General features: G+C 64.6%; 19 protein-coding genes. 11 read left to right on the top strand and 8 right to left on the bottom strand.

Annotated elements, in window-relative coordinates; genetic code table 11:
• The first annotated feature begins 243 nt into the window (after positions 1-243).
• Both ACQ3DC_RS12000 and metE read left to right on the top strand, forming a co-directional pair.
• Complete coding sequence (locus tag ACQ3DC_RS12000; protein WP_157241983.1) at positions 244-1203, top strand: methylenetetrahydrofolate reductase; 960 nt, start codon at positions 244-246, stop codon at positions 1201-1203.
• 111 nt (positions 1204-1314) lie between these two features.
• The gene (metE, locus tag ACQ3DC_RS11995; RefSeq protein ID WP_430752322.1) at positions 1315-3654 is read left to right on the top strand and encodes a 5-methyltetrahydropteroyltriglutamate--homocysteine S-methyltransferase; all 2340 of its coding nucleotides are present in this window, start codon (positions 1315-1317) and stop codon (positions 3652-3654) included.
• 83 nt (positions 3655-3737) lie between these two features.
• Here the strand turns inward: metE and ACQ3DC_RS11990 are convergent, their stop codons facing one another.
• Together ACQ3DC_RS11990 and ACQ3DC_RS11985 are read right to left on the bottom strand one after the other, a co-directional pair.
• A complete protein-coding gene (locus tag ACQ3DC_RS11990; RefSeq protein WP_157241985.1) occupies positions 3738-4244 on the bottom strand; it encodes a DUF2004 domain-containing protein in 507 nt (168 codons plus the stop codon).
• Between the two features lie 45 nt (positions 4245-4289).
• Positions 4290-5207, bottom strand: coding sequence for a LysR family transcriptional regulator (locus ACQ3DC_RS11985; RefSeq protein ID WP_104998187.1), 918 nt, complete (start codon positions 5205-5207; stop codon positions 4290-4292).
• Positions 5208-5336: 129 nt separating this feature from the next.
• On the opposite strand from ACQ3DC_RS11985, the gene ACQ3DC_RS11980 reads away from it, so the two are divergent.
• The 7 genes from ACQ3DC_RS11980 (at position 5337) to nrdF (ending at position 13262) form a co-directional block, all read left to right on the top strand.
• On the top strand, positions 5337-6737 hold the full coding sequence (locus tag ACQ3DC_RS11980; RefSeq protein ID WP_430752321.1) for an NAD(P)/FAD-dependent oxidoreductase: 1401 nt from the start codon (positions 5337-5339) through the stop codon (positions 6735-6737).
• Positions 6734-7465 carry a DUF1365 domain-containing protein gene (locus ACQ3DC_RS11975; protein ID WP_157241987.1) on the top strand — a complete coding sequence of 244 codons (732 nt, stop codon included), beginning with the start codon at positions 6734-6736 and terminating at the stop codon, positions 7463-7465. Before ACQ3DC_RS11980 ends, ACQ3DC_RS11975 begins: the two co-directional genes overlap by 4 nt.
• Complete coding sequence (locus ACQ3DC_RS11970; protein ID WP_321213724.1) at positions 7462-8886, top strand: class I SAM-dependent methyltransferase; 1425 nt, start codon at positions 7462-7464, stop codon at positions 8884-8886. Before ACQ3DC_RS11975 ends, ACQ3DC_RS11970 begins: the two co-directional genes overlap by 4 nt.
• Before the next feature lie 383 nt (positions 8887-9269).
• A complete protein-coding gene (gene nrdH / locus ACQ3DC_RS11965; protein WP_013601222.1) occupies positions 9270-9515 on the top strand; it encodes a glutaredoxin-like protein NrdH in 246 nt (81 codons plus the stop codon).
• A 74-nt stretch (positions 9516-9589) separates the two neighbouring features.
• The gene (nrdI, locus tag ACQ3DC_RS11960) at positions 9590-10054 is read left to right on the top strand and encodes a class Ib ribonucleoside-diphosphate reductase assembly flavoprotein NrdI (protein WP_430752320.1); all 465 of its coding nucleotides are present in this window, start codon (positions 9590-9592) and stop codon (positions 10052-10054) included.
• A gap of 20 nt (positions 10055-10074) precedes the next feature.
• Positions 10075-12195 (top strand): class 1b ribonucleoside-diphosphate reductase subunit alpha, encoded by a 2121-nt coding sequence (gene nrdE, locus ACQ3DC_RS11955; protein WP_157243134.1) that lies wholly within the window; start codon positions 10075-10077, stop codon positions 12193-12195.
• Between the two features lie 92 nt (positions 12196-12287).
• Complete coding sequence (gene nrdF, locus ACQ3DC_RS11950) at positions 12288-13262, top strand: class 1b ribonucleoside-diphosphate reductase subunit beta (protein WP_056079660.1); 975 nt, start codon at positions 12288-12290, stop codon at positions 13260-13262.
• A 79-nt stretch (positions 13263-13341) separates the two neighbouring features.
• Here nrdF and ACQ3DC_RS11945 read toward each other — a convergent pair whose 3' ends face one another.
• The 4 genes from ACQ3DC_RS11945 to ACQ3DC_RS11930 form a co-directional block, all read right to left on the bottom strand.
• Positions 13342-14880, bottom strand: a complete 1539-nt coding sequence (locus ACQ3DC_RS11945; protein ID WP_430752319.1) for a DUF222 domain-containing protein — start codon at positions 14878-14880, stop codon at positions 13342-13344.
• A 69-nt stretch (positions 14881-14949) separates the two neighbouring features.
• Positions 14950-15717, bottom strand: coding sequence for an SCO1664 family protein (locus ACQ3DC_RS11940; RefSeq protein ID WP_430752318.1), 768 nt, complete (start codon positions 15715-15717; stop codon positions 14950-14952).
• Positions 15717-16271, bottom strand: coding sequence for a DUF3090 domain-containing protein (locus tag ACQ3DC_RS11935; RefSeq protein ID WP_430752317.1), 555 nt, complete (start codon positions 16269-16271; stop codon positions 15717-15719). Before ACQ3DC_RS11935 ends, ACQ3DC_RS11940 begins: the two co-directional genes overlap by 1 nt.
• Before the next feature lie 24 nt (positions 16272-16295).
• Positions 16296-16988, bottom strand: a complete 693-nt coding sequence (locus ACQ3DC_RS11930; RefSeq protein WP_430752316.1) for a histidine phosphatase family protein — start codon at positions 16986-16988, stop codon at positions 16296-16298.
• Between the two features lie 363 nt (positions 16989-17351).
• Here ACQ3DC_RS11930 and ACQ3DC_RS11925 point away from each other — a divergent pair, with 363 nt between their 5' ends.
• Positions 17352-18320 (top strand): metallophosphoesterase, encoded by a 969-nt coding sequence (locus ACQ3DC_RS11925; protein WP_430752315.1) that lies wholly within the window; start codon positions 17352-17354, stop codon positions 18318-18320.
• A gap of 70 nt (positions 18321-18390) precedes the next feature.
• Positions 18391-19302 (top strand): hypothetical protein, encoded by a 912-nt coding sequence (locus ACQ3DC_RS11920; RefSeq protein WP_430752314.1) that lies wholly within the window; start codon positions 18391-18393, stop codon positions 19300-19302.
• A gap of 139 nt (positions 19303-19441) precedes the next feature.
• On the opposite strand, the gene ACQ3DC_RS11915 is transcribed toward ACQ3DC_RS11920, so the two are convergent.
• Both ACQ3DC_RS11915 and ACQ3DC_RS11910 read right to left on the bottom strand, forming a co-directional pair.
• Positions 19442-21298 carry a substrate-binding domain-containing protein gene (locus tag ACQ3DC_RS11915; RefSeq protein WP_430752313.1) on the bottom strand — a complete coding sequence of 619 codons (1857 nt, stop codon included), beginning with the start codon at positions 21296-21298 and terminating at the stop codon, positions 19442-19444.
• Between the two features lie 235 nt (positions 21299-21533).
• Positions 21534-22613 (bottom strand): glycerophosphodiester phosphodiesterase, encoded by a 1080-nt coding sequence (locus tag ACQ3DC_RS11910; RefSeq protein WP_430752312.1) that lies wholly within the window; start codon positions 22611-22613, stop codon positions 21534-21536.
• Positions 22614-22721: the final 108 nt, after the last annotated feature.

Raw genomic sequence — 22721 nt, 5'->3', positions numbered from 1 at the left:
GCCCGGCCGCTCATAGAGTCTTATACAAGTTACCCCGGTAACGTGTCAGCGATCCTCCGTGTGGAGGGTGTGGGTGCCCCCATGTGGGCCTGACATTTGCTCACGGACAACTTCATTTCAGGGCGTACCAGCCGCGGCTGCGTCCTCGTGGAGTCCTTCCGTGTTCCCCAAACTCAATTCATTGCCGGCCCGCCGTCGCATTTGCCGACAGCAGCCGTCAATGGCCCAAAGCCAAGGACGCAAATGTCGCCACCAAGCCTTATTGAAACGCACCCGAATCTTTCCGACGCCGCTCCGGTGGCGCTTTCCTACGAGCTGTTCCCGCCACGTTCGCCGGCAGCCGCGGAAACGCTCTGGACCACCATCAGGGAACTGGAAACCACCGCACCGGACTACGTTTCCGTCACCTACGGTGCCAGCGGCTCCAACCGGGATACCGCCGTCGAGCTCATCAACCGCCTCCTCCTGGAAACCACGCTCCGGCCCCTGGCCCACCTGACCTGCGTGGGCAACACGCCCCAGGAACTTGCGGGAATCATCGGCGAGCTGCTGGATACCGGCGTGCGCGGCATCCTTGCCCTCCGCGGCGACCTGCCCAGGGACGGCGGCGAACCGGCCGAAGGGTCGCTGCGCTATGCGCAGGACCTGATCGAACTGATCCGCCGGGTTGAACAGCGCCGGTCCGCCCTGCTCTGCGCCGGGAAGATCGCCGTCGGCGTCGCTGCCTACCCCACCCGGCACCCGGAGTCACCGAGCGAAGCGCACGACGTCGAGGTGCTGCTCGCCAAGCAGCGGTCCGGCGCGGACTTCGCCATCACGCAGGTCTTCTTCCACACGGAGCAGTATGCCGACCTCCTGACGAGGGCACGCCGGGCCGGGGTCACCATCCCGATCATCCCCGGTGTCATGCCGCTCACCAGCCTCCGGCGCCTGAAGCGGCTCGGCGAGCTGACAGGCGTGGAGCCAGCTCCCGAACTGCTGGAACGCATGGCCGCGGCGGACAGCGACGCGGAACGCATGCGGATTGGCGTCAGCGCCACCGTGGATCTTGCCAACGCAGCCCTGGAAGCCGGAGCGCCGGGCATCCACCTCTACACCTTCAACGAACACCAAAGCGCCCTGGACGTGCTGGACAAGCTGGCCCTCCCGCGGCGCACCCGCTCCAGCCGCCGCGAAGCCGTGGCCGGCCAGCTCGCCAGCTGAGCCCGCCAAAGCCCAACGTCTTTTAGCTGAACGCTTTTTAGCTGAACACCCTTCAGCTGTGCGCCCTCCAACGGGCCTTCCGCACACATTCCAACTCCCCAGGAGATTCCCATGACTGACATCAACAACGCCACCACGCCCTTTCCCGCTGCTTCCCTGCTGGGATACCCCCGCATCGGCCGCCGCCGCGAGCTCAAGAAAGCCGTCGAGGCCTACTGGGCGGGCAAGATCGACGCCGCCGCCCTGGACACCGCCGCCAAGGACATTCAGCTGTCCATCGCCAGGCGCCTGCAGGAACTCGGCCTCACGGAAGCCGCAGCCGTGCCGGGCACCTTCTCCTACTACGACCAGGTCCTGGACACCACTGCTCACCTCGGCGCCGTGCCTGCCCGCTTCGGCAAGCTGCTCAACGCCGAGGGACAGCTGGACATCGACGGCTACTTCACCCTTGCCCGCGGCAACAAGGAACAGCAGCCGCTGGAAATGACCAAGTGGTTCGACACCAACTACCACTACCTGGTGCCGGAAATCGGCCCGGAGACCGGGTTCAGCCTGGCCTCCACCGCGAAGGTTGACGAGTTCGCCTTCGCCCTGGCCAACGGCATCGAAACCCGCCCGTACATCGTTGGCCCGGTCACGTACCTGCTGCTGTCCAAGGCTTCCGACGGCGCCCCGGCCGGTTTCGCGCCGCTGTCCCGCCTCGAGGACATCCTGCCCGTCTACGTCCAGCTGCTTGAGAAGCTCGCCGCCGCCGGCGCCAGCTGGGTCCAGCTGGACGAACCCGCACTCGTCGTTGACCAGGACACCCCGGCCGTCGAAATCGAAGCAGCCGTGGCCCGCGCCTACGAGGTCCTCACCGCTGCAGCCAACCGCCCGCAGATCCTCGTCTCCACCCCGTACGGTTCGCTCGACGGCCAGCTCGGCACCCTCGCAGCCACCAACATCGACGCCCTGCACATTGACGTCTTCAAGGGCGCCGTTCCTTCCGCCGCGGCACTCGCCGGGCTGGGCAGCAAGACCCTGGTTGCCGGCGTCGTTGACGGCCACAACATCTGGCGCAACGACCTCGCCGCTTCGGCTGCCAAGCTGGACGCCCTGAAGGGAGCTGCAGGCAAGGTCACCGTCTCCACCTCCACTTCCACGCAGCACGTGCCGCATGACGTTGCCGAGGAGACGCAGCTCTCCGAACAGCTGCGCAGCTGGCTGGCGTTCTCCGACCAGAAGGCGGTTGAGGTCAGGACCCTCGCGTCCTACCTGGCCGACCCCGCTTCCGCGAAGGCCGCCATTGACGAGGCAACAGCCGTGATTGCTTCCCGCGCCACCGCCGCAGGGGTCCGCCGCACGGACGTCCGTGCCCGCACCGAGGCGCTCACCGCCGCTGACTTCAGCCGCTCGGAGTACCCGGTCCGCGAGGCCGCCCAGGAACAGGCGCTGCACCTGCCGCCGCTGCCCACCACCACCATCGGCTCCTTCCCGCAGACCTCGGAGATCCGTTCGGCCCGCGCCCGCAACAACAAGGGCGACCTCACCAACGAGCAGTACGAACAGCTCATGAAGGATGAGATCAAGCGCGTCGTTGAACTCCAGGAAGAGCTGGGCTACGACGTCCTGGTGCACGGCGAGCCCGAGCGCAACGACATGGTGCAGTACTTCGCCGAGAACCTTGAGGGCTTCGACGTCACGGTCCACGGCTGGGTCCAGTCCTATGGCTCCCGCTGCACCCGGCCGTCCATCCTCTGGGGCGACGTCACCCGCAGCGCGCCCATCACGGTGGAGTGGGCCAAGTACGCACAGTCCCTGACCAGCAAGCCGATGAAGGGCATGCTCACCGGCCCGGTCACGATCCTCGCCTGGTCCTTCGTCCGCGACGACCAGCCGCTGCGCGAAACCGCCAACCAGGTTGGCCTGGCCCTGCGCGACGAAATCGCCGACCTCGAAGCTGCCGGCATCAAGGTCATCCAGGTGGACGAGCCCGCGCTGCGCGAGCTCCTGCCGCTGCGCAAGGCAGACCACGAGGACTACCTGAAGTGGTCCGTGGATTCCTTCCGCCTGGCAACGGCCGGTGCAGCCGACGCCACCCAGATCCACACCCACCTCTGCTACTCGGAGTTCGGCGTGATCATCGACGCGATCGACGGCCTCGACGCGGACGTAACCTCCATCGAGGCAGCCCGCTCACGCATGGAGGTTGTCCACGACCTCGAGTCCCACGGCTTCGGCCGCGGCGTTGGCCCGGGCGTCTATGACATCCACTCGCCGCGCGTGCCGGGTGAGGGTGAAGTCACCGAACTGCTGGCCACCGCCGTCAAGCACGTTCCGTCCCGCCAGCTCTGGGTCAACCCGGACTGCGGCCTGAAGACCCGGGGCTACGCCGAGACCGAAGAGTCCCTGCGCAACCTGGTCAAGGCAACCCAGGCAGTCCGCGCCGGCCTGCTGGAGTCAGCGAAGTAAGTACATAAAGAACGACGTCGGCTGGTCACTTCAGGTGACCTGCCGACGTCGTTCTTTTGTTTGATGGTCGAGCCCGTCGAAACCTAGGACTCCCACACAATTTCGTCGTCCACCACGCCGTCTTCGTCGGCGGAGGCCACCAGCACCTCGTCGGTGAAATGCTCACCCAGGGTGAAGTCCAGGACGAAGTAGCGTTCGGGCTGTCCGGGGTAGATGCCCACGTGGCCGAGTTTCAGGGCCTTCAGGAACACCTCGTTGGTGAGCTGGCTGCGGTCTGATATCCCGAAGACCTTCTGCAGGTGCTCATCCTTGAGGGCGTTGCAGTGGAAGTGCAGGTACTCCTGCGGGCTGGTGCCTTCCTGCTCCAGTTCTTCCGCGATCATGTCCCGGACCTCGTCCACGAGCTCGGGCAGGAACCGCAGGCGGTAGTCCACCTTGTGCAGCGCGGCCTCGTCGAAGTGGTCGTGGGCGGTCACGTTCAGGTCGAGTTCCAGCGGGTGGCCGCGCAGTTCATGCTTCGCGGCGATCAAGTGATCCCTGCCGTGGTTGAGCTCAATCTCTCCAAAGTGCCGGCTCGCTACCTTGCTCATAGTTTCAACATAGACCCGAACAGCGGTGCATTCCAGCGTTCGGGCCTAATTCACCGCGGTGCGCATCCCGGCGAGCGTCTCGGCCAGGAGGTCGACGAACAGCTGGACCCGGGCGGTCTTCCGCTCATTGATCAGGAGCGCAAAGACGTTCCGGGCCAGCCGGATTTCGGGAACGTCCAGCACCACCACGCCCGCCGGCTTGTTCCGCAGCGCGAGTTCCGGCACCAAAGCCGCGCCCAGCCCCGCGGCGGCCATCTCCAGGCTCGCGTGGAAATCGTCACTGTGCGCCACCACCCGCGGATGCAGGTTGCAGCCGGCGAACAGTCGCTCAATCACCATGGCGTCGCTGGTGCCCGGGTGGTGCATGATCCACGGCATCTCGGAGAGATGGTCAGCCGCCACCTTGGCATCGGAGCGGAAGCCCCATCCGGCGGGCAGCACCACCCGGAAGTCGTCGTCGCCGATCCATTGCCGGTTGATGGTGTTCGGCCACGCAAAACCGGTCTGGCCAACCTGAAAGACGACGGCGAGGTCCAGGTCACCGCCGGTGCGCAGCCCCTGGATGGTCTGCCCGGGTTCAGCCACGGACACCTTCAGGTCGATGCCCAGGTTCTTCCACGACGGGTTCTTCAGGATCCGTGGCAGGACATAGGTGGCCAGGCTGGGAAAGATCCCCAGCCTTAGTTCCTGGCTGGCTGAATCCTGCGTCCTGGAAGCAGCGGCCATCAGGGCTTCAATGTCCGTGAGGACCTTGGCAGCGTGGCGGGTCATGACGACGGCGGCTTCCGTGGGCACCACGCGGCGCGCCGAGCGCTGGAACAGGACGACGCCGGTGTCGCGTTCCAGGGCGGACATCTGCTGGGAGACGGCCGAGGCCGTGTAGCCCAGGGTTGCCGCTGCGGCTGCGAATGAACCGAGCCGGGTGACCTCCAGGAGGGTCTTCAGGTGTACCGGGTTTACCACCCGCCCACAGTACTCCGCCGCGGCCGCCGAAAAAACTGCCGCCCATCCCACCCATCCGCGGGGCACCTGGTGCCGAATTGCCCTCTGCATACCCAGCCCAGCGGCAAATGTTCAGCAGAGGAGCATACATTGTCACCTAACCCAGCAGTAAGCGGAGGCGGGCGACGGCGGGTGGCCGTCATTGGCAGCGGCGTGGCCGGCCTGACTGCCGCCTACGTCCTCAACCGGCAGGACGACGTCACGCTGTTCGAAGCGGATTCCCGGCTGGGAGGGCACGCGGACACGCATGACCTGCCGCAGCCGGACGGGTCCTCCCTGGGCGTCGATACCGGCTTCATCGTGCACAATGAACGGACGTACCCCACTCTGCTGCGGCTGTTCGCCGAACTGGGGGTAGAGACGCAGGATTCTGAAATGAGCATGTCCATCCGGTGCGACGGCTGCGGCCTGGAGTACGCCGGGGCCCGCGGGGGCGGACGCGGCATCATCGCCCGCCCCTCCAGCCTCCTGCGGGGCCGTTACCTGCTGATGCTGCTCGAGGTCACCCGCTTCTACCGGAAGGCCCGGGCCCTCCTGGAGACCACACCCGTTTCCGCGGTCAACCCGGAACTGGCCGCACCTGAGCAGACCCTTGGCGAGTTCCTGGAACGCGAAAAATTCAGCTCCTACTTCATCTCGCACTTCATGACCCCGGTGGTCAGCGCCGTGTGGTCCTGCGACCCCACCACCGCGCTGGCGTACCCCGCCCGCTACCTCTTCACGTTCCTGGGCCACCACGGCATGCTGGGCGTCAAAGGCTCGCCGCAGTGGCGGACGGTCAGCGGCGGCTCGGCCAGGTACGTCGAGAAGCTCGCGGCCACGCTGGCAGATGTCCGGCTCAACACGCCGGTGACCGCCGTCCGGCGCCACGAGCTTGGCGTCGAGCTGGTGACGGAACATGGCGTGGAGGATTTCGAGGCGGTTGTCATCGCCACCCATCCTGCGCAGGCCCTCGGGTTCCTGGCCGATGCCACGCCTGCCGAAAAGGAAGCGCTGGGCGGGATGCCGTACTCCGTAAACCACACTGTGTTCCATCGGGACCCGGCCGTCCTGCCCGCCTCGGACAATGCCAAGGCCTCCTGGAACTACCGCCTGCCGTCCTGCGAAGCCCGGCCGGACAAGGTCCTGGTGAGCTACGACCTGACCCGGCTGCAGCGGCTCAGCCCGGCTGACGGCATGCCCTACCTGGTGAGCCTGGGGGAGTCGGAGCTGATTGCGGATGACCGGGTCCTCAAGCGGATGGTGTATGAGCACCCGCAGTACACCCCCGAGTCGCTGCAGGCCCAGCAGGCAATCGCGGGCCTCAGTGACAACCGCATCGCGTACGCCGGTGCCTACCTCGGCTGGGGCTTCCATGAGGACGGCGCGCTGTCCGGCGTGCGGGCCGCCGAGGCGCTGGGCCGTTCCTGGCCCGTTGCCCAAGCTGCCGATCTGCCCGGCTCCCGCGACGGCGGGGAACGGGAACTGCTGTCCGCGGCGGAACCCGCATGACCACTGCCCCAGCCCTCTACCGCACGTCCATCTCGCACGTGCGGCGCACACCGCTGAAGAACGCGTTCACGTACCGCAACTACAGCTGGTTCGTGGATGTGGACCAGCTCCCGCGGCTACCGTTCCTGCTCCGGCCGCTGGCCGTGTTCAAGGCCGGTGACCATCTCGGGGATCCGCATGCCAGCATCCGCAGCAACGTGGAGCGCTACCTGCGCACCCAGGGCATAGAGCCTGACGGCGGCGCTATCCACATGCTGACCAGCGCCAGGGTTTTCGGTTACGTTTTCAACCCCCTGACGCTGTTCTGGTGCTACCGGACCAGCGGTGAGCTTGAGTGCGTGGTGGCAGAGGTCCACAACACGTACGGGGAGCGCCACTGCTACCTGCTCCGGACGGATGCGGCCGGCCGGGCTTCGGTGCCCAAGGCGTTCTATGTCTCACCCTTCAACGACGTAAGCGGGCAGTACCGGATGAAGCTGCCTGCGCCGGGGGAGCGGCTGGCGGTGTCCATCGTGCTGGAGCGCGAGGGCCACCGGCCCTTCGTGGCCAGCATGGACGGCATCCGCCGGCCCGCTACCCTCCGGAACATCCTTGCGGCCGCCCTTGCGGTGCCGGCCGCGCCGCTGCTGGTTTCCGCACTCATCAGGGTGCAGGGCATTACACTCTGGGCAAGACGCCTGCCCGTCGTCGCCCGGCCACACCACCCCTCACAGGAGGCAGTTCAATGACAATGACGGACGACAACCAAGCAACTGCGGCCTATGTCGGAGGCAAGGCAGCAGGCACAGCCGCCGATAAGGCTGGACTCATGGCAGCAGGCGACGCTGCCGGCAAGGCCCCCGCGCACTCTCCCGCAGCCTGGACCGCGGCCGGCGTGCCGGCGTCGCCCGCCACCATCGATCCGGACCTGTGGCCGGAAGTGGCCCAGCCGCCGTCGGGCGCCAAGGCTGCCGTGGCCGGCAAAGCCGCCGGCCTCCTGTTCAAAGGAGCCGTGAAGCGGCTGCCGCTGCGGGTGGAGTACCCCGACGGCACTGTGCTCGGCACCGGCGGTCCGGACGCGCCGGTCATGACCATGATGCGGCCGGAGGCGTTCGAAGCCAGGATCGGCGACAACGGCCTGATCGGGCTGGGCGAGTCGTTTATGGCCGGAGACTGGGAAGCCAGCGACCTGGCGGGCGTCCTTGAGGTGTTCGCGGCGTCGGTGGACACGCTCATCCCCACTCCTTTGCAGAAGCTGCGCTCGCTGTACCTGCCGCGCACGCCACGGCAGGAACGGAACGCCGAGCAGAATACGCGCAGCAACATCTCGCGGCACTACGACCTGTCCAACGACCTGTTCTCCAACTTCCTGGACACCACCATGAGCTACTCGGCGGCACTGTTTCCGTCCGACGCCGGGCCGCTCGCCTCGGTTGGCTGGGAGGCGCTGGCCGAAGCCCAGCAGGCAAAGATCGACAGGCTGCTGGACAAGGCCGGCGTCGGAGCCGGGACCAGGCTCCTGGAAATCGGCACCGGCTGGGGTGAATTGGCGCTTCGGGCAGCAGCCCGTGGCGCCACCGTCTACTCCGTGACCCTGTCCAGCGAACAGCAGGCGCTGGCGCAGGAACGGATCGCGGCGGCCGGCTACGCGGACAGCGTGACCGTGGCCCTCCAGGACTACCGTGCGGTGGAGGGCGAGTACGACGCCGTCGTGTCCGTAGAGATGATCGAGGCGGTGGGCTACGAGTACTGGCCCATCTACTTCCAGACCATCGACCGGGTGCTGGCCCCCGGCGGCAAGGTGGCCATCCAGGCGATCACCATGCCGCACGGCCGCATGCTCGCAACCCGCAACGCGTACACGTGGGTGCACAAGTACATCTTCCCGGGCGGGTTCCTGCCGTCCGTCCGCGCCATCGAGGGCGTGACGCAGCAGCACACCTCGCTGCGCGTGCGGGAGCGGATGGGCATGGGGGACCACTACGCCGCCACCCTGCGGTTGTGGGAGGAACGGTTCCTGGAGCGGTCCCGCGAGGTGGGGGAGCTGGGCTTCGACGCCGTGTTCCAGCGGATGTGGCTGTTCTACCTCTGCTACTCGCGGGCGGGATTCCAGTCCGGCTACCTGGACGTGCAGCAAATCGTGCTGGACCGCCGGGAGGCGCTGCTCTAGCGCTTCATGCATGAGGCGGCGGCCGTCGTCGTGCGTTTCATCACCAGGAGGGGTTTCGAAGGTCACTTCGGGGCCCCTTTCCTGTGCCACGGACCCCTCCAGCACCCCCTCGGCAGGGGCCGCGACACGCCGTCTTTCCAGCGACACGCTGGGCGTTAAATGTGGCTAAGTACTCCACAGGGTGTGGATTCAGTCCACGAATTTAGCGGGATTCCGGACATTTTGAGGGACCTTGCCTGTGGATTAACGGTGCATTAAATGACATACTTGTAATACATCATCTTGGGGTTCCGAAGAGGCGTCTGCACTAGATGTAGTATCTACATACAGCTTGGGCGGGAACACCGGACGAGCAAGTTTTTCCAGAAAAGGGGACAGGAATCATGACCGTAACGGTTTACACCAAGCCTGCTTGTGTTCAGTGCAACGCCACCTACCGGGCTCTCGACAAAAAGGGCATCACGTACCAGAGCGTTGACATCTCCCAGGACGCCGAAGCCCTCGAGCGACTGAAGGCACTGGGCTACATGCAGGCACCCGTTGTGGTCACGGACCAGGACCACTGGTCGGGCTTCCGCCCGGACAAGATCGAGGAACTGGCCCTCTCCGCCGTTTCCTCCGTGGCTTAAGGCCTTTCCCTGCCGACAAACAACAACCAGCCGAGGTGACTCTTACGGCAGCACCAGCAGTCCAGGATTTCCACGTGGCTCAGCGCGTGGCATCTTCAGGGCCGGTCCCGGCGGTTGTTACGGAGAGCCAGCTTATCTATTTCTCCTCGGCGTCCGAGAACACCAGCCGCTTTGTCTCCAAGCTTGGCCGCGACGCGGCCCGGATTCCGCTCCTAGCCAAGGACGCACCCCTGCTCGCCACCCGGCCGTTCGTGCTGGTGGTGCCCACCTACGGCGGCACCGGGGGAGAAGGCTCCGTTCCCAAGCAGGTCATCCGGTTCCTGAACACCCCGCAGAACAGGCAGCTGCTGCGCGGGGTCATCGGTGCCGGCAACACAAACTTCGGGGACAACTACTGCATGGCGGGGGACATCATCGCCGCCAAATGCCAGGTACCCCACCTCTATAGATTCGAACTTATGGGAACGCCGGAAGACGTCACCCGGGTCAACCAAGGATTGGATACGTTTTGGACACGACTGTCGCAGACACAGAAGTAACCAGGGCCCAGAAGCCCGAGATGCCCGCCGCCTACAAGGGCCTGGGCTACCACGAGCTGAACGCCATGCTGAACCTGTACGGTCCCAGCGGCGAGATCCAGTTCGAGGCCGACCGCGAGGCCGCCCACCAGTACTTCCTGCAGCACGTTAACAACAACACCGTGTTCTTCCACGACCTGGAAGAGAAGCTCGACTACCTGGTGAAGAACCAGTACTACGAGCGCGAGACGCTGGACCAGTACACGATGAACTTCATCCGTGAACTGTTCAACCGTGCCTACAAGAAGAAGTTCCGCTTCGAGACGTTCCTTGGCGCGTTCAAGTTCTACACGTCCTACACACTCAAGACGTTCGACGGCAAGCGCTTCCTGGAGCGCTACGAGGACCGCGTCTGCATGGTTGCCCTGCACCTGGCCCGCGGCAACGAGCAGCTTGCCCTCCAGATGGTGGACGAGATCATCGAGGGCCGCTTCCAACCGGCCACCCCCACGTTCCTGAACGCGGGCAAGAAGCAGCGCGGCGAGCTGGTCTCCTGCTTCCTGCTCCGCATCGAAGACAACATGGAGTCGATCGGCCGGTCCATCAACTCCGCGCTGCAGCTCTCCAAGCGCGGCGGCGGCGTGGCATTTGCGCTGACCAACATCCGCGAAGTCGGCGCCCCGATCAAGCAGATCGAGAACCAGTCCTCCGGCGTCATCCCCGTGATGAAGCTCCTCGAAGACAGCTTCTCCTACGCCAACCAGCTCGGTGCCCGCCAGGGTGCGGGAGCCGTGTACCTGCACGCGCACCACCCGGACATCTACCGCTTCCTGGACACCAAGCGCGAGAACGCGGACGAGAAGATCCGCATCAAGACACTCTCCCTCGGCGTCGTCATCCCGGACATCACGTTCGAGCTGGCCAAGCGGGACGAGGACATGTACCTGTTCTCGCCGTACGACGTGGAGCGCGTCTACGGCATGCCGTTCTCCGACGTCTCGGTCACCGAGAAGTACTACGAGATGGTGGACGACTCCCGGATCAAGAAGACCAAGATCAAGGCCCGCGAGTTCTTCCAGACCCTTGCCGAGATCCAGTTCGAGTCCGGCTACCCGTACATCATGTTCGAGGACACCGTGAACCGGGAGAACCCGATTGACGGCAAGATCATCATGTCCAACCTGTGCTCTGAGATCCTCCAGGTTTCCCAGCCCACCACGTACAACGATGACCTGTCCTACGCGGACACCGGCAAGGACATTTCCTGCAACCTGGGCTCGCTGAACATCGCCAAGACCATGGACTCGCCGGACTTCGGCCTGACCATCGAGACGGCCATCCGCTCGCTCTCGGCCGTGTCCGACATGTCCAACATCACCTCGGTGCCGTCCATCGCCAAGGGCAACGACCAGAGCCACGCCATCGGCCTGGGCCAGATGAACCTGCACGGCTACCTGGCGCGTGAGCGGGTCCACTACGGTTCCGAAGAGGGCCTGGACTTCACGAACATCTACTTCTACTCGGTGGTGTACCACGCCATCCGCGCCTCCAACCTGCTGGCCATCGAGACCGGCCAGACGTTCGGCGGCTTCGAGAAGTCCAAGTACGCCTCCGGCGAGTTCTTCGACAAGTACACGGAGCAGGAATGGGTGCCGCAGACCGAGAAGGTCCGTGAGCTCTTCAAGAACGTGCACATCCCCACGCAGGAAGACTGGCGCGCGCTGAAGGCTTCGGTCATGGAGCACGGCATCTACAACCAGAACCTGCAGGCCGTGCCGCCTACCGGCTCGATCTCTTACATCAACAACTCCACCTCCTCGATCCACCCGGTGGCGTCCAAGATCGAGATCCGTAAGGAAGGCAAGCTGGGCCGCGTCTACTACCCGGCGCCGTACCTCACCAACGACAACCTGGAGTACTACCAGGACGCGTACGAGATCGGCTACGAGAAGGTCATCGACACCTACGCCGCCGCCACCCAGCACGTGGACCAGGGCCTGTCACTGACGCTGTTCTTCAAGGACACCGCCACCACGCGCGACATCAACAAGGCCCAGATCTACGCCTGGAAAAAGGGCATCAAGACCATCTACTACATCCGTCTCCGCCAGCTCGCGCTGGAAGGGACTGAGGTTGAGGGCTGCGTTTCCTGCATGCTTTAGTCTTCAACTAAATGTGCTAGTACGACGGCGGGTGCCCGCCCGCCGTCGTACGCTTTAACTTAGAGAAAACCACCCAACGCATAGGGGATGACATGACCGAGAAGGTCAAGCTGCTTAGCCACGTCGAGGCCATCAACTGGAACCGCATCCAGGACGACAAGGACGTCGACGTCTGGAACCGCCTGGTCAACAACTTCTGGCTGCCGGAGAAGGTGCCGCTGTCCAACGACGTCCAGTCCTGGAACACGCTGACGCCTGCCGAGCAGCAGCTCACCATGCGCGTGTTCACCGGTCTGACCCTGCTGGATACCATCCAGGGCACTGTGGGCGCCGTTTCCCTGATTCCGGATGCGCTGACCCCGCACGAGGAGGCCGTGTACACCAACATCGCGTTCATGGAGTCCGTGCACGCCAAGAGCTACTCCTCCATCTTCTCCACGCTGGCCTCCACCAAGGAGATCGACGAGGCTTTCCGCTGGTCCACCGAGAACGAGAACCTTCAGAAGAAGGCCCAGATCGTCATGGACTACTACCAGGGCGATGATCCCCTGAAGCGGAAGGTGGCCTCCACGCTGCTGGAGAGCTTCCTGTTCTACTCGGGCTTTTACCTCCCCATGTACTGGTCCTCTCGGGCCAAGCTGACGAACACGGCCGACCTGATCCGCCTGATCATCCGCGATGAGGCAGTGCACGGCTACTACATCGGCTACAAGTTCCAGAAGGGCCTGGAGAGGGTTTCCGAGGAGAAGCGCCAGGAAATCAAGGACTACACGTTCGAGCTGCTCTTCGAGCTGTACGAGAACGAAGTCCAGTACACGCATGACCTCTACGACGGCGTCGGCCTGGCCGAGGACGTCAAGAAGTTCCTGCACTACAACGCCAACAAGGCGCTGATGAACCTGGGCTACGAGGCGATGTTCCCGGCGTCCGTCACCGACGTGAACCCGGCCATCCTCTCGGCCCTGTCGCCCAACGCTGACGAGAACCACGACTTCTTCTCGGGGTCAGGTTCGTCCTACGTGATCGGGAAGGCTGTTAACACCGAAGACGAGGACTGGGACTTCTAGGACCCCTGCCGCGATACCTTTCGGACCTGACACAAGGGACTCCGCACGATTTGCGTGGTCCCTTGTGCTTTGCCGGCAGTTAGTTGGCACTGAGGTAGGCGCGCAGGAACTGTTCTGCGGCAGATGGCGGTACCTTAAGGTAGTCCGCGGTCCCGCCCAGGGCGGTGGGCATAGGCGGGTAGGGCCGTTGTGGTTTCCATTCGCCGGCTTCCGGCGCGATCGAACGCGGCCAGTGGGGCGGCTCCCAGTCCTGGTGTTCGCTTTTGTAGTTCCGTCCTGATGGTGAGACCCAGCCGGGCGGCTCATTTTTTGTTGCCGGCGTCGGTCTCCAGCCGCTGGCGTGTTTGAGTCTGTGGTGCCGTGGACAGGGCTGTCCCAGGTTGCTGATCCCGGTGGTTCCGCCGTGATGCCAGGCCAGGAGGTGGTCTGCCTCGTTGTCCAGGGAATGGTTGCTGCACCCTGGGAACGGGCATTTGCCGTCGCGCATCCGTAGCCAGTTCCGCATGGCCTTCGTGAGCCGGTAACTGGTGCGGCCGATTTCCAGGGGTGCCCCGTCCCGTGGATCCACGAGCACCCGGTGGAACGAGTCCGCTCCATTGGCCACCAGATTCCGTGCCATGGAGGCAGGAATGGGTCCAAACCCGTCGAGCATGGCCGGCTCCTCCGTCGCCCCGAGCAGGGAGAAGACAGGAACGGTAACCAGGATTTCGGCCCGGGGCGTAGGTACATCGGCAAGACCGCCGGCCCCTGCATCCGGCCCAGCCCCGCTCGCGGCCCTGACGCCGTTGCCGCAGCGGGTGCAGCCGTTGTCTCTGCGCAGGGCTGCCGTTGCGAATACGTCTGCCCGCAACTGGGTGAGCGTCCGGGCCTCGTTAGGCCCCTGCAGGCCCCGGGCGATGGCGGTAATGCGGTTCCAGATCGCAGCCCCCTGGTCCGCCGGCAGGTAGGCAGACACCCGCGCCATGCCGTCCTGCTCCGGGGTGTATTCCAGGCATCTGTCCTGCACTCCTTTAGCATGGCGTTTTTCGATGCTGTCCGGGTGGTGCCGTTCGCGCCAGGTCCTGGCCTTCCGCCGGAACCTGAAGGCGGGCATCTCGCCGGCCGGACAGCCGCGGGCAGGAGTGGCCGCATCATCCCCGAGTAAGTGGGCTTCAAGTGCCCCCGCTGCGTCGCGGTCGAGGGTGGCGGTTTCGTCCACCATCACCTTGGCGTGTTGCCACGAAACAGTTCCCGCCTGCAAGGCTGACAGGGTCCGGGGTAGGGACGTAGCCAGAGCATGGGATTGTTCCAGCAGCATGCCTGCGGCCCGATCGCCGATGGCCAGGACGCAGCCCACCTCGGCCGCTATTGCCATTTCCTGGGCCTGGGCCGGCATGTCTACGGGCGCCGCCGACCGCGCCGAGTCCGCATAGGTGGCTGCTGCCTCCGCCTTCAATGCCGCGATCCGAGCTTCGGCCCGTGCGCTCCCGGCAAGGACGTCCAAGCACTCATCAGCCACGGCGGCCAGAGGGTCGGTGTCCGACGCCGGCCCGCGATGGGGCCGGGCGACTTCGGCGCGAATTATGGCAATCGCGTCGTCGATCGCCCCAAAAGCCTTTTCCACCGCTTCGCTTGCCATGTACCCATTATTGAAGGAGGGTGTGACATTTTTTGTGCACCAGCTTGCGAAGCCCGTAGCGTGATTCCCTCAGAACAGCGGCCAGGGCACCGCCGACATCTCACCGCTCGGAGCCGGGAACCTACCCGCCGAGCGTAACCGGGCGCAGCGCGCGGCGAGCGAGGCGACTTCTTCGGCGCTGAGCAGGTCCGCCAGGTTTCGGCCCAGCTCACCGTCCAGTCCTTCGCTGACACGGTCGATGCCCTCAAGTTCCTCGACGGTCAGGGCATCTCCCAGCCACCCCCACAGCACCGTGCGCAGCTTGTGGTCACGGTGAAAGGTAAGCCCGTGGTCCACGCCGTGCCGGTGGCCGCCCGCCATGGCAAGGATGTGGTCGCCTTTGCGGTCGGCATTGTTCACGACGACGTCGAACACCGCCATGCGTCTGAGCGCCGGAGAGTCCTCATGGATGAGGGCGACCATCCGTCCGTTCTCATCCTGCCCCTCAAGGACGTGTTTCCAACCGACCTCCGGTACGTCGTCCGACGCAATGAGGTCCACGGCGTTCTGGCCGGGGTCTGTCTCCTGCCACAGCTGCACCATCCCTTCGCCGAACGGGCCATCGCGCAGCCAGGTGCGAGGCACCACGTTCCAGCCGAGGACCTCCGAGACCAGGTAGGCGGCGACCTCCCGGTGGGCAAGGACGCCGTCGGGAAAATCCCACAGCGGTTTCTCCCCGGCTATGGGCTTATAGACAACTGTCGTATCGCCGATGCTGCCCACGAAGGTGGCGTTCGACGCCGTCGTAATGCGCCCGGTGAGCGTCAGTTCGGCCGTCACCAGGTCAGGCGCCGGCATCAGGCCTCGGGCAAAGTGCAGACGTGCCCGTCCGCGTCTATGGGGTAACCGCAGAGCGGGCACGCAGGACGCCCGGCGCCCACAACCTCCCGCGTGCGCTTGGCAAATGCGCGGGCGGTGCCAACCGGCATCCGCACCAGTAGCATTTCGGGCACGTCGGCGTCATCCTCATCAAGCGATTCGTCGTCGTTATCAGCGTCGACATCGGTGATCGGGTAGGCCTCAATCACGACCTGCGCCGTCGTCGGGTCCCAGCCTAAACTCATGGCGCCGGTCCGGAACTGCTCCTGGACGGCCTCGAGCTGGTCATTGTCAACCAGTTCAACGGGAGTACTGGTGGGAACGCTGTGGGGGTTGCCCTCGATGTTGAGAAGCTGGTCGAGGATTTCGTCGATCTTCTCCGCAAGCAGGGCTGACTGCTGTTTCTCCATGGCGATACTTACGATCTGAGTCCCTGCCCGCACCTGCAGGTAGAACGTTCGTGCCCCCGGAAGGCCAATGGTGCCAACGACGACCCGATCAGGCCAGTCGAACTCATGAACACGTGTAGGCATAAGAGCATTCTAGGCACAGGCGCTTCATGGCGCCCCTTGCCCTGCACCGCCGCCCACGGGCGCGTCGACGGACTGGATGCCGTTCGACAGCCAGGACAGATCCCCGCCATCGGTGTTGGTCGCGTAGACGCTTGGTCGTGTGGCGCCGTAGCGCACGATCGATACCGAGGCAGGGCCCACGTTAATGCGCTGGAACAGGTCGAGGTGCATGCCAAGCGCGTCGGCAACAATTGATTTGATGACGTCACCGTGACTCACCGCCACCCAAACGGCTCCCGGCCCGTACTCGGCTTCGAAGGCTGCATCGTGGCGCCGAATCGCTGCTACCGCCCGAGCCTGCATCCCGGCCATGGATTCACCGCCGGGAAAGACGACGGCGGACGGCTGCGACTGCACAGCGGACCACAGGTTTTCGGTTGCGAGATCACTGAGCATGCGGCCCTGCCACTGGCCGTAATCGCACTCGGTGAGATCGGGTTCCACCGGCGCGTACGGATTGCCGGCCTGGCGGTCGAGGATGAGCTGGGCCGTTTGCTGGCAACGCTCGAGAGGGCTCGACACCACCCCAACTACGGGCACTGCCGCGAGCCGTTCTCCGGTCAAGGCCGCCTGCTCGCGCCCGATCTGGTCCAGGCTGACACCGGCGGCCCGCCCGGCCAGCAGTCCAGTGGCATTGGCTGTGGTGCGGCCGTGCCGCACGAGAATAACTGTCGCCATCCACCCAGCCTATCTACCCGCTCGACGGCGGTGTCCACCCAGACCCATGAAGATTTTGTCCGGCGCTGGCATCGGCCCTTCGGAAGGGAGTAGGCGTGCCCGTCGGGGACCTGGGTAGGCAATAGCCCGCACCATGACGGTGCGGGTGGAGTCGCTGGTGGATGGCACGCGCTGCCGCCGTCGGCCACCCTTTCATTTGGTCAAGACACAGCATCGCGGCCCGCCGAACTGCCACGGCACCATTTTTGTTGTCCCTTGGGACTTTGGCCGAAGTTTACGGTGTAGCCCCTGCTGCGTTGCCGCAGCGTCACCTGGCGCTGCTTGGCTCGTGCTGTTCCTTTCCCTATCACCCAGGAGCTCACGATGCCGATCCAGTTCCCCGCATCCCACATCAGCCATGGCCAGAGCCGCCGCAGCTTCCTGGGCATGAGTGCCGGTGCGGCCGCCGCTTTCGCCGTCGCCGGGGCCCCAGCAGCAGCCGCAACTTCCCGCGGCGCCGAGCCGCCATTGCGGTTCGGAGTCATCGCCGACTGCCAGTACGCTGACAAGCCCGACCGCGGTGTCCGGCTCTACCGGCAGTCCATCAGCAAGCTGCAGGAGGCGGTGGCCACCCTCAATGAGGAAGACCTTCGCTTCGCGCTGCACCTCGGCGACTTCGTCGACGAGTTTCCGGAGAGCTTCGATGCCGTGATGCCCATCTGGGAGCAGCTGCGGATGTCGAAGTACCACGTACTCGGCAACCATGACTTCCAGATGCCCCGCGAGGAGGTGCTGCGCACCATGAACATGCCGGCGTCGTACCACCAGTTTCGCCGCAACGGCTGGCGATTCATCATCGTGGACACGAACGACGTCAGCACCTACGGCAACCCCGAAGGTTCCGCCAACTACGTACTGGCCGAAAAGATGCGGGCCGAACTGCAGGCGGCTGGCAAGCCGAACGGCCAGACCTGGAACGGCGGTGTTGGTCCGGAGCAGCTCGCCTGGATTGAGCAGACCCTTGAACTCGCTCGCCACAACGGCGAAAAGGTTGTGCTCAACGCGCACCACCCTGTCTTCCCCCTTGACCAACACAATGCCTACAACGACACCACACTGGTGGACCTGGTGACCTCGTACGACAATGTGGTCGCCTGGTTCAACGGCCACAACCATGCAGGCAACTACGGCTTCGCCGGTGGCACCCACTTCATGACTTTCAAGGGCATGCTCGACACGACGGTGAATTCATATGCGACTGTCCAGGCTTACGACGACCGCCTGGTGGTTGAGGGCTTCGGACGCGAGCCGAACCGGATCGTCCCAATAGGCGCTCCTGCATACGAGGTCTGAGCGCGGCGTCACCCACGACGGCGAGGTGCCCTAGACTCGTGCTTGCCGAAGGAAAGTCGAACTCGAGTGGGTGCGGACGAACATGGTGCATCACCAACTGAACAAGCATGATTGTACTGTTCACGCCGCTGACGTGGTCCAGCGTCTGGGACTCCTCATGCCGTGCATCGCGGGGGAGGATCTTGGGCCGGTTCGTGCGGCCGAGTTGGTGGACTGGATTGATGTCGCCTTCGAGGTGGAACCCGAGATTTCCGGCCATGGCTGGCAGGTGGGACTGGACGACGAAGTGGGTCTGCTTGTACGTCCCGACTATGACGACCTGGCAGAACTTATGGGAGAGCAGGCCGGTGTCCGCTCGGTTGTCCAGCTCGATCGGGAGGTGTTCGCCGTTGACGCACCCCGGTTGTGCGCCGATGGGTTGCGCGCAGCAGTGATGCAGGCTGTCGCAGCCGCCAACAGGAGAGCACATGACCCGCATTACGCCGGGCAGACTGATGCCCCGGTCGTCGACGGCACCGGCCCGTCCAGCCCGTCCGCCACGGCTCAGAAATCTCAGGATGCGGTGGAAGCTCCGGAAAGCGACGACCTATGCCGCCTGGTTTCCGAGGACGCGACCAGCGACGGCCGGCGGGTTCAGGTCTGGGTCAACATGAACGGAATCCTTATCCTGCCCGCCGGAACCATCCCGCACAATCCTCTGGACCACGGCGATAACCCCCGTTTTCAGCGCACCACTGTGACGCCAGTGCGGGCGGTAAGCCTTGCAAAGCAACATGCAGGGAACTGGATCCCGTATGCCTCCCTCGACAAACTCCGCCTGCGCCGGCCCGGGCTGGTGCGACGCCGGTGGGCGGCCATTGTCTTTGAGAAGAGCGGCGCTTCGGTCCCCTTGAACTGGCGAGGAACCCGTCCACACGCGTTGTTGCTCTGGGGGTACGTCGTTGCCCGGCGCGGCCTCGGCGCGGTGGACGGGCTGCCCTAAGATCCGGCACCTCTCCAACGCAGCCTACGAAGCAGCCCTGGTTTCGAAGCTGCTCAGCGCGGCAGTGGGCACCGCCGTCGACGTCACTGGCATCGTGGAGGTGGTCAGGCTGCAGCAGGATTTCTCGTGGCGGGCCGCCCTAGAAACTGGTCACCAGTTCGCTGAGCACCTCTTCGAGCCTGTTTGGATCGGTGGCGTCATAGTAGTGGGCCCCGCTGGCCTTGGCGATCCCCCTAAGGGTGGGGACATCGGCGTCGGGACCGTAAGCGAGGGTAAAAACCAGTACCGGCGTGGAGTGGTTCTGACGGCTCAACTGTTCCGAGAGACCCTTCAGGTCCCCCGGATGGGTGGTGTCGTTTTTTCCGTCGCTCAAAAGCACGATGGTGTTGATGAAGCTGTCTTTGTATTCCTTCGCTTGTTCGCCCGCGAAGCGGCTCACCGCTTCAAAAAGAGGCGTAGCATCTACGGCCTTAAGTTCAGCGAGCTTGGCCTTGAGGTCGTCCTTGTTGGTTGCAAAGGGAGCTACGGGGCTTACGATGCCCGGTGTCAGGGGACCGTCGCCCACGTGGGAGAAGGCAGCAAGCCCAATCTCATCTTCGCCGACGAAGTGGTCCAGCGCCTTGAGTACGGCGTCCTTGGCCCGTTGCAGCTTGGTCACTCCGGTTTCCTGCACCATGGACTCCGAGACGTCCAGCAGGAACAGGGCCCTGGCCCGCTTCCGGACATCGGCGAAGCTGTCCTTGATGTCGTTGAGCACCTTGCCCTTGGGAAGCGGCAGCGGCTGGAGCGTCTCAGCGTACCGTCCGGTCGCGGCCACGCCGGCATCCAGCTTCCCCTGGATGCTGCGGTACCCGGATGCCTTCACAACGTGTTGGCCCTGTTCCGTTACTGCGAACGCGAGAAAGTCCTCGGCCGCCATGCGCTGCTGGCGCCCCACCCAATCACCGTTAAGGATTACTGCGGGGTTGTCCGCTACGTGCACGCCGTCGTCGGGATAAATGGCGCGAAGGGGTTCCTTCGGCGCGGGACCGGATTGCTTCGTTTTGCCGTCCTCGCTGACGACTCCCCGGTTGTAGTCCCAAACAGACTTTTCATCCACGATCACCGCGGAAAGGAACTCCGAGACCCGCCCGGCGTCGTCAGCCTGCCTGGCGTGCCACAGGAAATGCTCGGGAGTGGCCATGTAGTGGCTGGTGCCGAGCTCCACGTCGCGCACCTTCTCCACCAGCGATGGTGCGTTCAGATCCATGCCCTCCAAACCTCCCACGCTGCCGCCGGCGGCACCGTAGGAAGCTGCGAGGGCCATCAAGCCCGACGTCGAGACGAGCGGGCTGGCCTTGCCGAACTTGAACTTTCCCCAGTCGCCATGGCCCTGGCGTTCCCACACGTCCTGTTCCCCGGCCATCCGGAAGACCTCAGACCACGACGGCGGGTTGCTGTCCCAGCCGAGCGCGGCGGTCATCGTCTCCGGCATAGCCACCACAATCGCACTCCGGGCGAGGCTGGTTCCTTCATCGGGGACAAGGCTCCCATCGGCACCTTCCCGTGCGATTCTTAACCACGCGGAGGAGTCCGGCAGCCAGATGGCGGGCCTGTCACCTGCCGGCGCACCGGAGAATTGTGCAGCAACCTTGCCGGCAGCGACTCCCGATTTTTCCTGCATCACTGCAGGAGCCACGCATTTGCCGTCCACGCTCCGGGGTTTCGCCGTGTACTCGCCGGCCAGGGCACGGACCATGTCCGCGTTTTCCAGCGAAGTGAGGATATTCAAGGGGATGCAGGGAGCGCTCCCGGCGGCGGCGGCAGGGCTGTCCTGCGCCAGGGATTCACTTACCGGAGGCGTGCCTGATGCGCCGCCCCCTCCTGAATCGGCGGGAAAAATCACCGCCCGCAGCACGAATGCGGCGCCTACGATCAGGAGTGCCACGGCTGCCGCTGCGGCAGTCCAGATCCAGCGTGGATAAATCGGGTCAGTTGCTGCGCGTCGGCGGCCCATGCACGTTTCCTTTGGCTTCCGCCGGGTTTCCCCGGTGTGAATACAAACATGAAACCGACCCGCGGCCGTGAAACCGCGATTGCGCCTAGCCCCCGCCCGAATGCCCCCGCAACCGGAGACGCACTTTGAGGATAACCCCGGCGGGCGCGAACTGAGCGTTGTGATTCACATTTTTGCCAAGAAACGGGCCCTGCACGGAATACCGTGCAGGGCCCGCTTGGTGCCGGCACCGGCTTTACGGCCGGGCAGCTCCGGGTTCCAGCGAGAACTTCTTCGGAAGCTTCATGGAGTACTCGGCCATGACGTCGCGAAGGCGGTCCGGGTAGTCGGTGATGATGCCGTCCACTCCGGTGTCGATGAGTGCGCGCATGGTGGGCTTGTCGTCCACCGTCCAGGGAATGACCTGCATCCCCTTGGCGTGTGCCCGGCTCACCATGTCCGCCGTGACATACGGGACGTAGCCGGGGTCGGTGACGGTTCCGTTCTGGGGCGTGCCGTGGACGGGGGAAACGGCGTCGAAGCCCAGGGACGCGGCCGCGTCCACCAGGTCACCGCCGAAGTCGTCTGAGTCAATGCCGCCCAACCAGGGTGAGCTGCCGGGCTTGCCGGCCTGCAGGAAGTCCTTGTTGGTCAGGGCTACGGTGCGGATCTGCGGGTCCATCTCCTGGACGAGCCGGAGTGCGCCCCAGTCGAAGCTTTGGATGGAAACGCGGGACTGCATGTTGGCAGCCTTGATTTCCTTCAGTGCCACATTTACGAACTGTTCCCGGGGAGCGGTCTGCTCGGGCGCGCCGGCCTCCACCTTCGTCTCGATGTTGAACTTCACCTGGCTTGCCCGGTAGGAGTCCACCAGGGCAAAAACTTCGGCGAGGGTAGGCATCTTGGCGCCTGGGGACGCCTGCTGGCCCGGGAACTGCGGCAGGGTCTTTGAGCCGCAGTCCAGGCTGCGGACCTGGTCGAAGGTGAGGTCCTTGATGTACTTGCCAACGTACGGGAACTGCGGGTCTCCGGGGGTGACGGGGGCGGTGTCGGCGCACTTCTTGTCGCTGATCTTCCGGTCATGCGTGACGACTTCGCGGCCGTCCTTGGTGATCTGCAGGTCCAGTTCAAGGGTGGAGACACCTGTTTCGATGCCCGTGGCGAAGGACGCCAGGGTGGACTCCACGGTCAGTCCCAGCCCGCCGCGGTGCGCCTGGAGGTCAAAGTGGTTGTCCGTGCCGTTGGGGTTGGTGTCGGCGGCCTGGGCCGGAAGGGATGTTCCCAGCGCCATTCCTGTGCATATGGCCGCAGCGGTCAGCAGCTTTGCGTATTTCATCTGTCAATCTCCAAGTTGGGGGGTGCCCGGTGAAAGGGCACACCAAGTCTCGGGATCCAGATGAAACCAAGAACAGCGAACAGGTGGCGGGGACGTTACGCAGGCATG

The sequence above is a fragment of the Paenarthrobacter sp. NEAU-H11 genome, assembly GCF_050573415.1.
In the GTDB taxonomy this organism is placed as follows: Bacteria; Actinomycetota; Actinomycetes; order Actinomycetales; family Micrococcaceae; genus Arthrobacter.
The sequence above is the reverse complement of the archived record's forward strand: the minus strand, read 5'-3'. Positions and strand labels throughout refer to the sequence as shown.

Bases quoted from the DNA above. Each gene is read 5' to 3' on its own strand.
- ACQ3DC_RS12000 (WP_157241983.1), top strand. From the start codon at position 244: ATGTCGCCACCAAGCCTTATTGAAACGCACCCGAATCTTTCCGACGCC.
- metE (WP_430752322.1), top strand. From the start codon at position 1,315: ATGACTGACATCAACAACGCCACCACGCCCTTTCCCGCTGCTTCCCTG.
- ACQ3DC_RS11990 (WP_157241985.1), bottom strand. From the start codon at position 4,244: ATGAGCAAGGTAGCGAGCCGGCACTTTGGAGAGATTGAGCTCAACCAC.
- ACQ3DC_RS11975 (WP_157241987.1), top strand. From the start codon at position 6,734: ATGACCACTGCCCCAGCCCTCTACCGCACGTCCATCTCGCACGTGCGG.
- ACQ3DC_RS11970 (WP_321213724.1), top strand. From the start codon at position 7,462: ATGACAATGACGGACGACAACCAAGCAACTGCGGCCTATGTCGGAGGC.
- nrdH (WP_013601222.1), top strand. From the start codon at position 9,270: ATGACCGTAACGGTTTACACCAAGCCTGCTTGTGTTCAGTGCAACGCC.
- nrdE (WP_157243134.1), top strand. From the start codon at position 10,075: ATGCCCGCCGCCTACAAGGGCCTGGGCTACCACGAGCTGAACGCCATG.
- nrdF (WP_056079660.1), top strand. From the start codon at position 12,288: ATGACCGAGAAGGTCAAGCTGCTTAGCCACGTCGAGGCCATCAACTGG.
- ACQ3DC_RS11945 (WP_430752319.1), bottom strand. From the start codon at position 14,880: ATGGCAAGCGAAGCGGTGGAAAAGGCTTTTGGGGCGATCGACGACGCG.
- ACQ3DC_RS11940 (WP_430752318.1), bottom strand. From the start codon at position 15,717: ATGCCGGCGCCTGACCTGGTGACGGCCGAACTGACGCTCACCGGGCGC.
- ACQ3DC_RS11935 (WP_430752317.1), bottom strand. From the start codon at position 16,271: ATGCCTACACGTGTTCATGAGTTCGACTGGCCTGATCGGGTCGTCGTT.
- ACQ3DC_RS11930 (WP_430752316.1), bottom strand. From the start codon at position 16,988: ATGGCGACAGTTATTCTCGTGCGGCACGGCCGCACCACAGCCAATGCC.
- ACQ3DC_RS11925 (WP_430752315.1), top strand. From the start codon at position 17,352: ATGCCGATCCAGTTCCCCGCATCCCACATCAGCCATGGCCAGAGCCGC.
- ACQ3DC_RS11915 (WP_430752313.1), bottom strand. From the start codon at position 21,298: ATGGGCCGCCGACGCGCAGCAACTGACCCGATTTATCCACGCTGGATC.
- ACQ3DC_RS11910 (WP_430752312.1), bottom strand. From the start codon at position 22,613: ATGAAATACGCAAAGCTGCTGACCGCTGCGGCCATATGCACAGGAATG.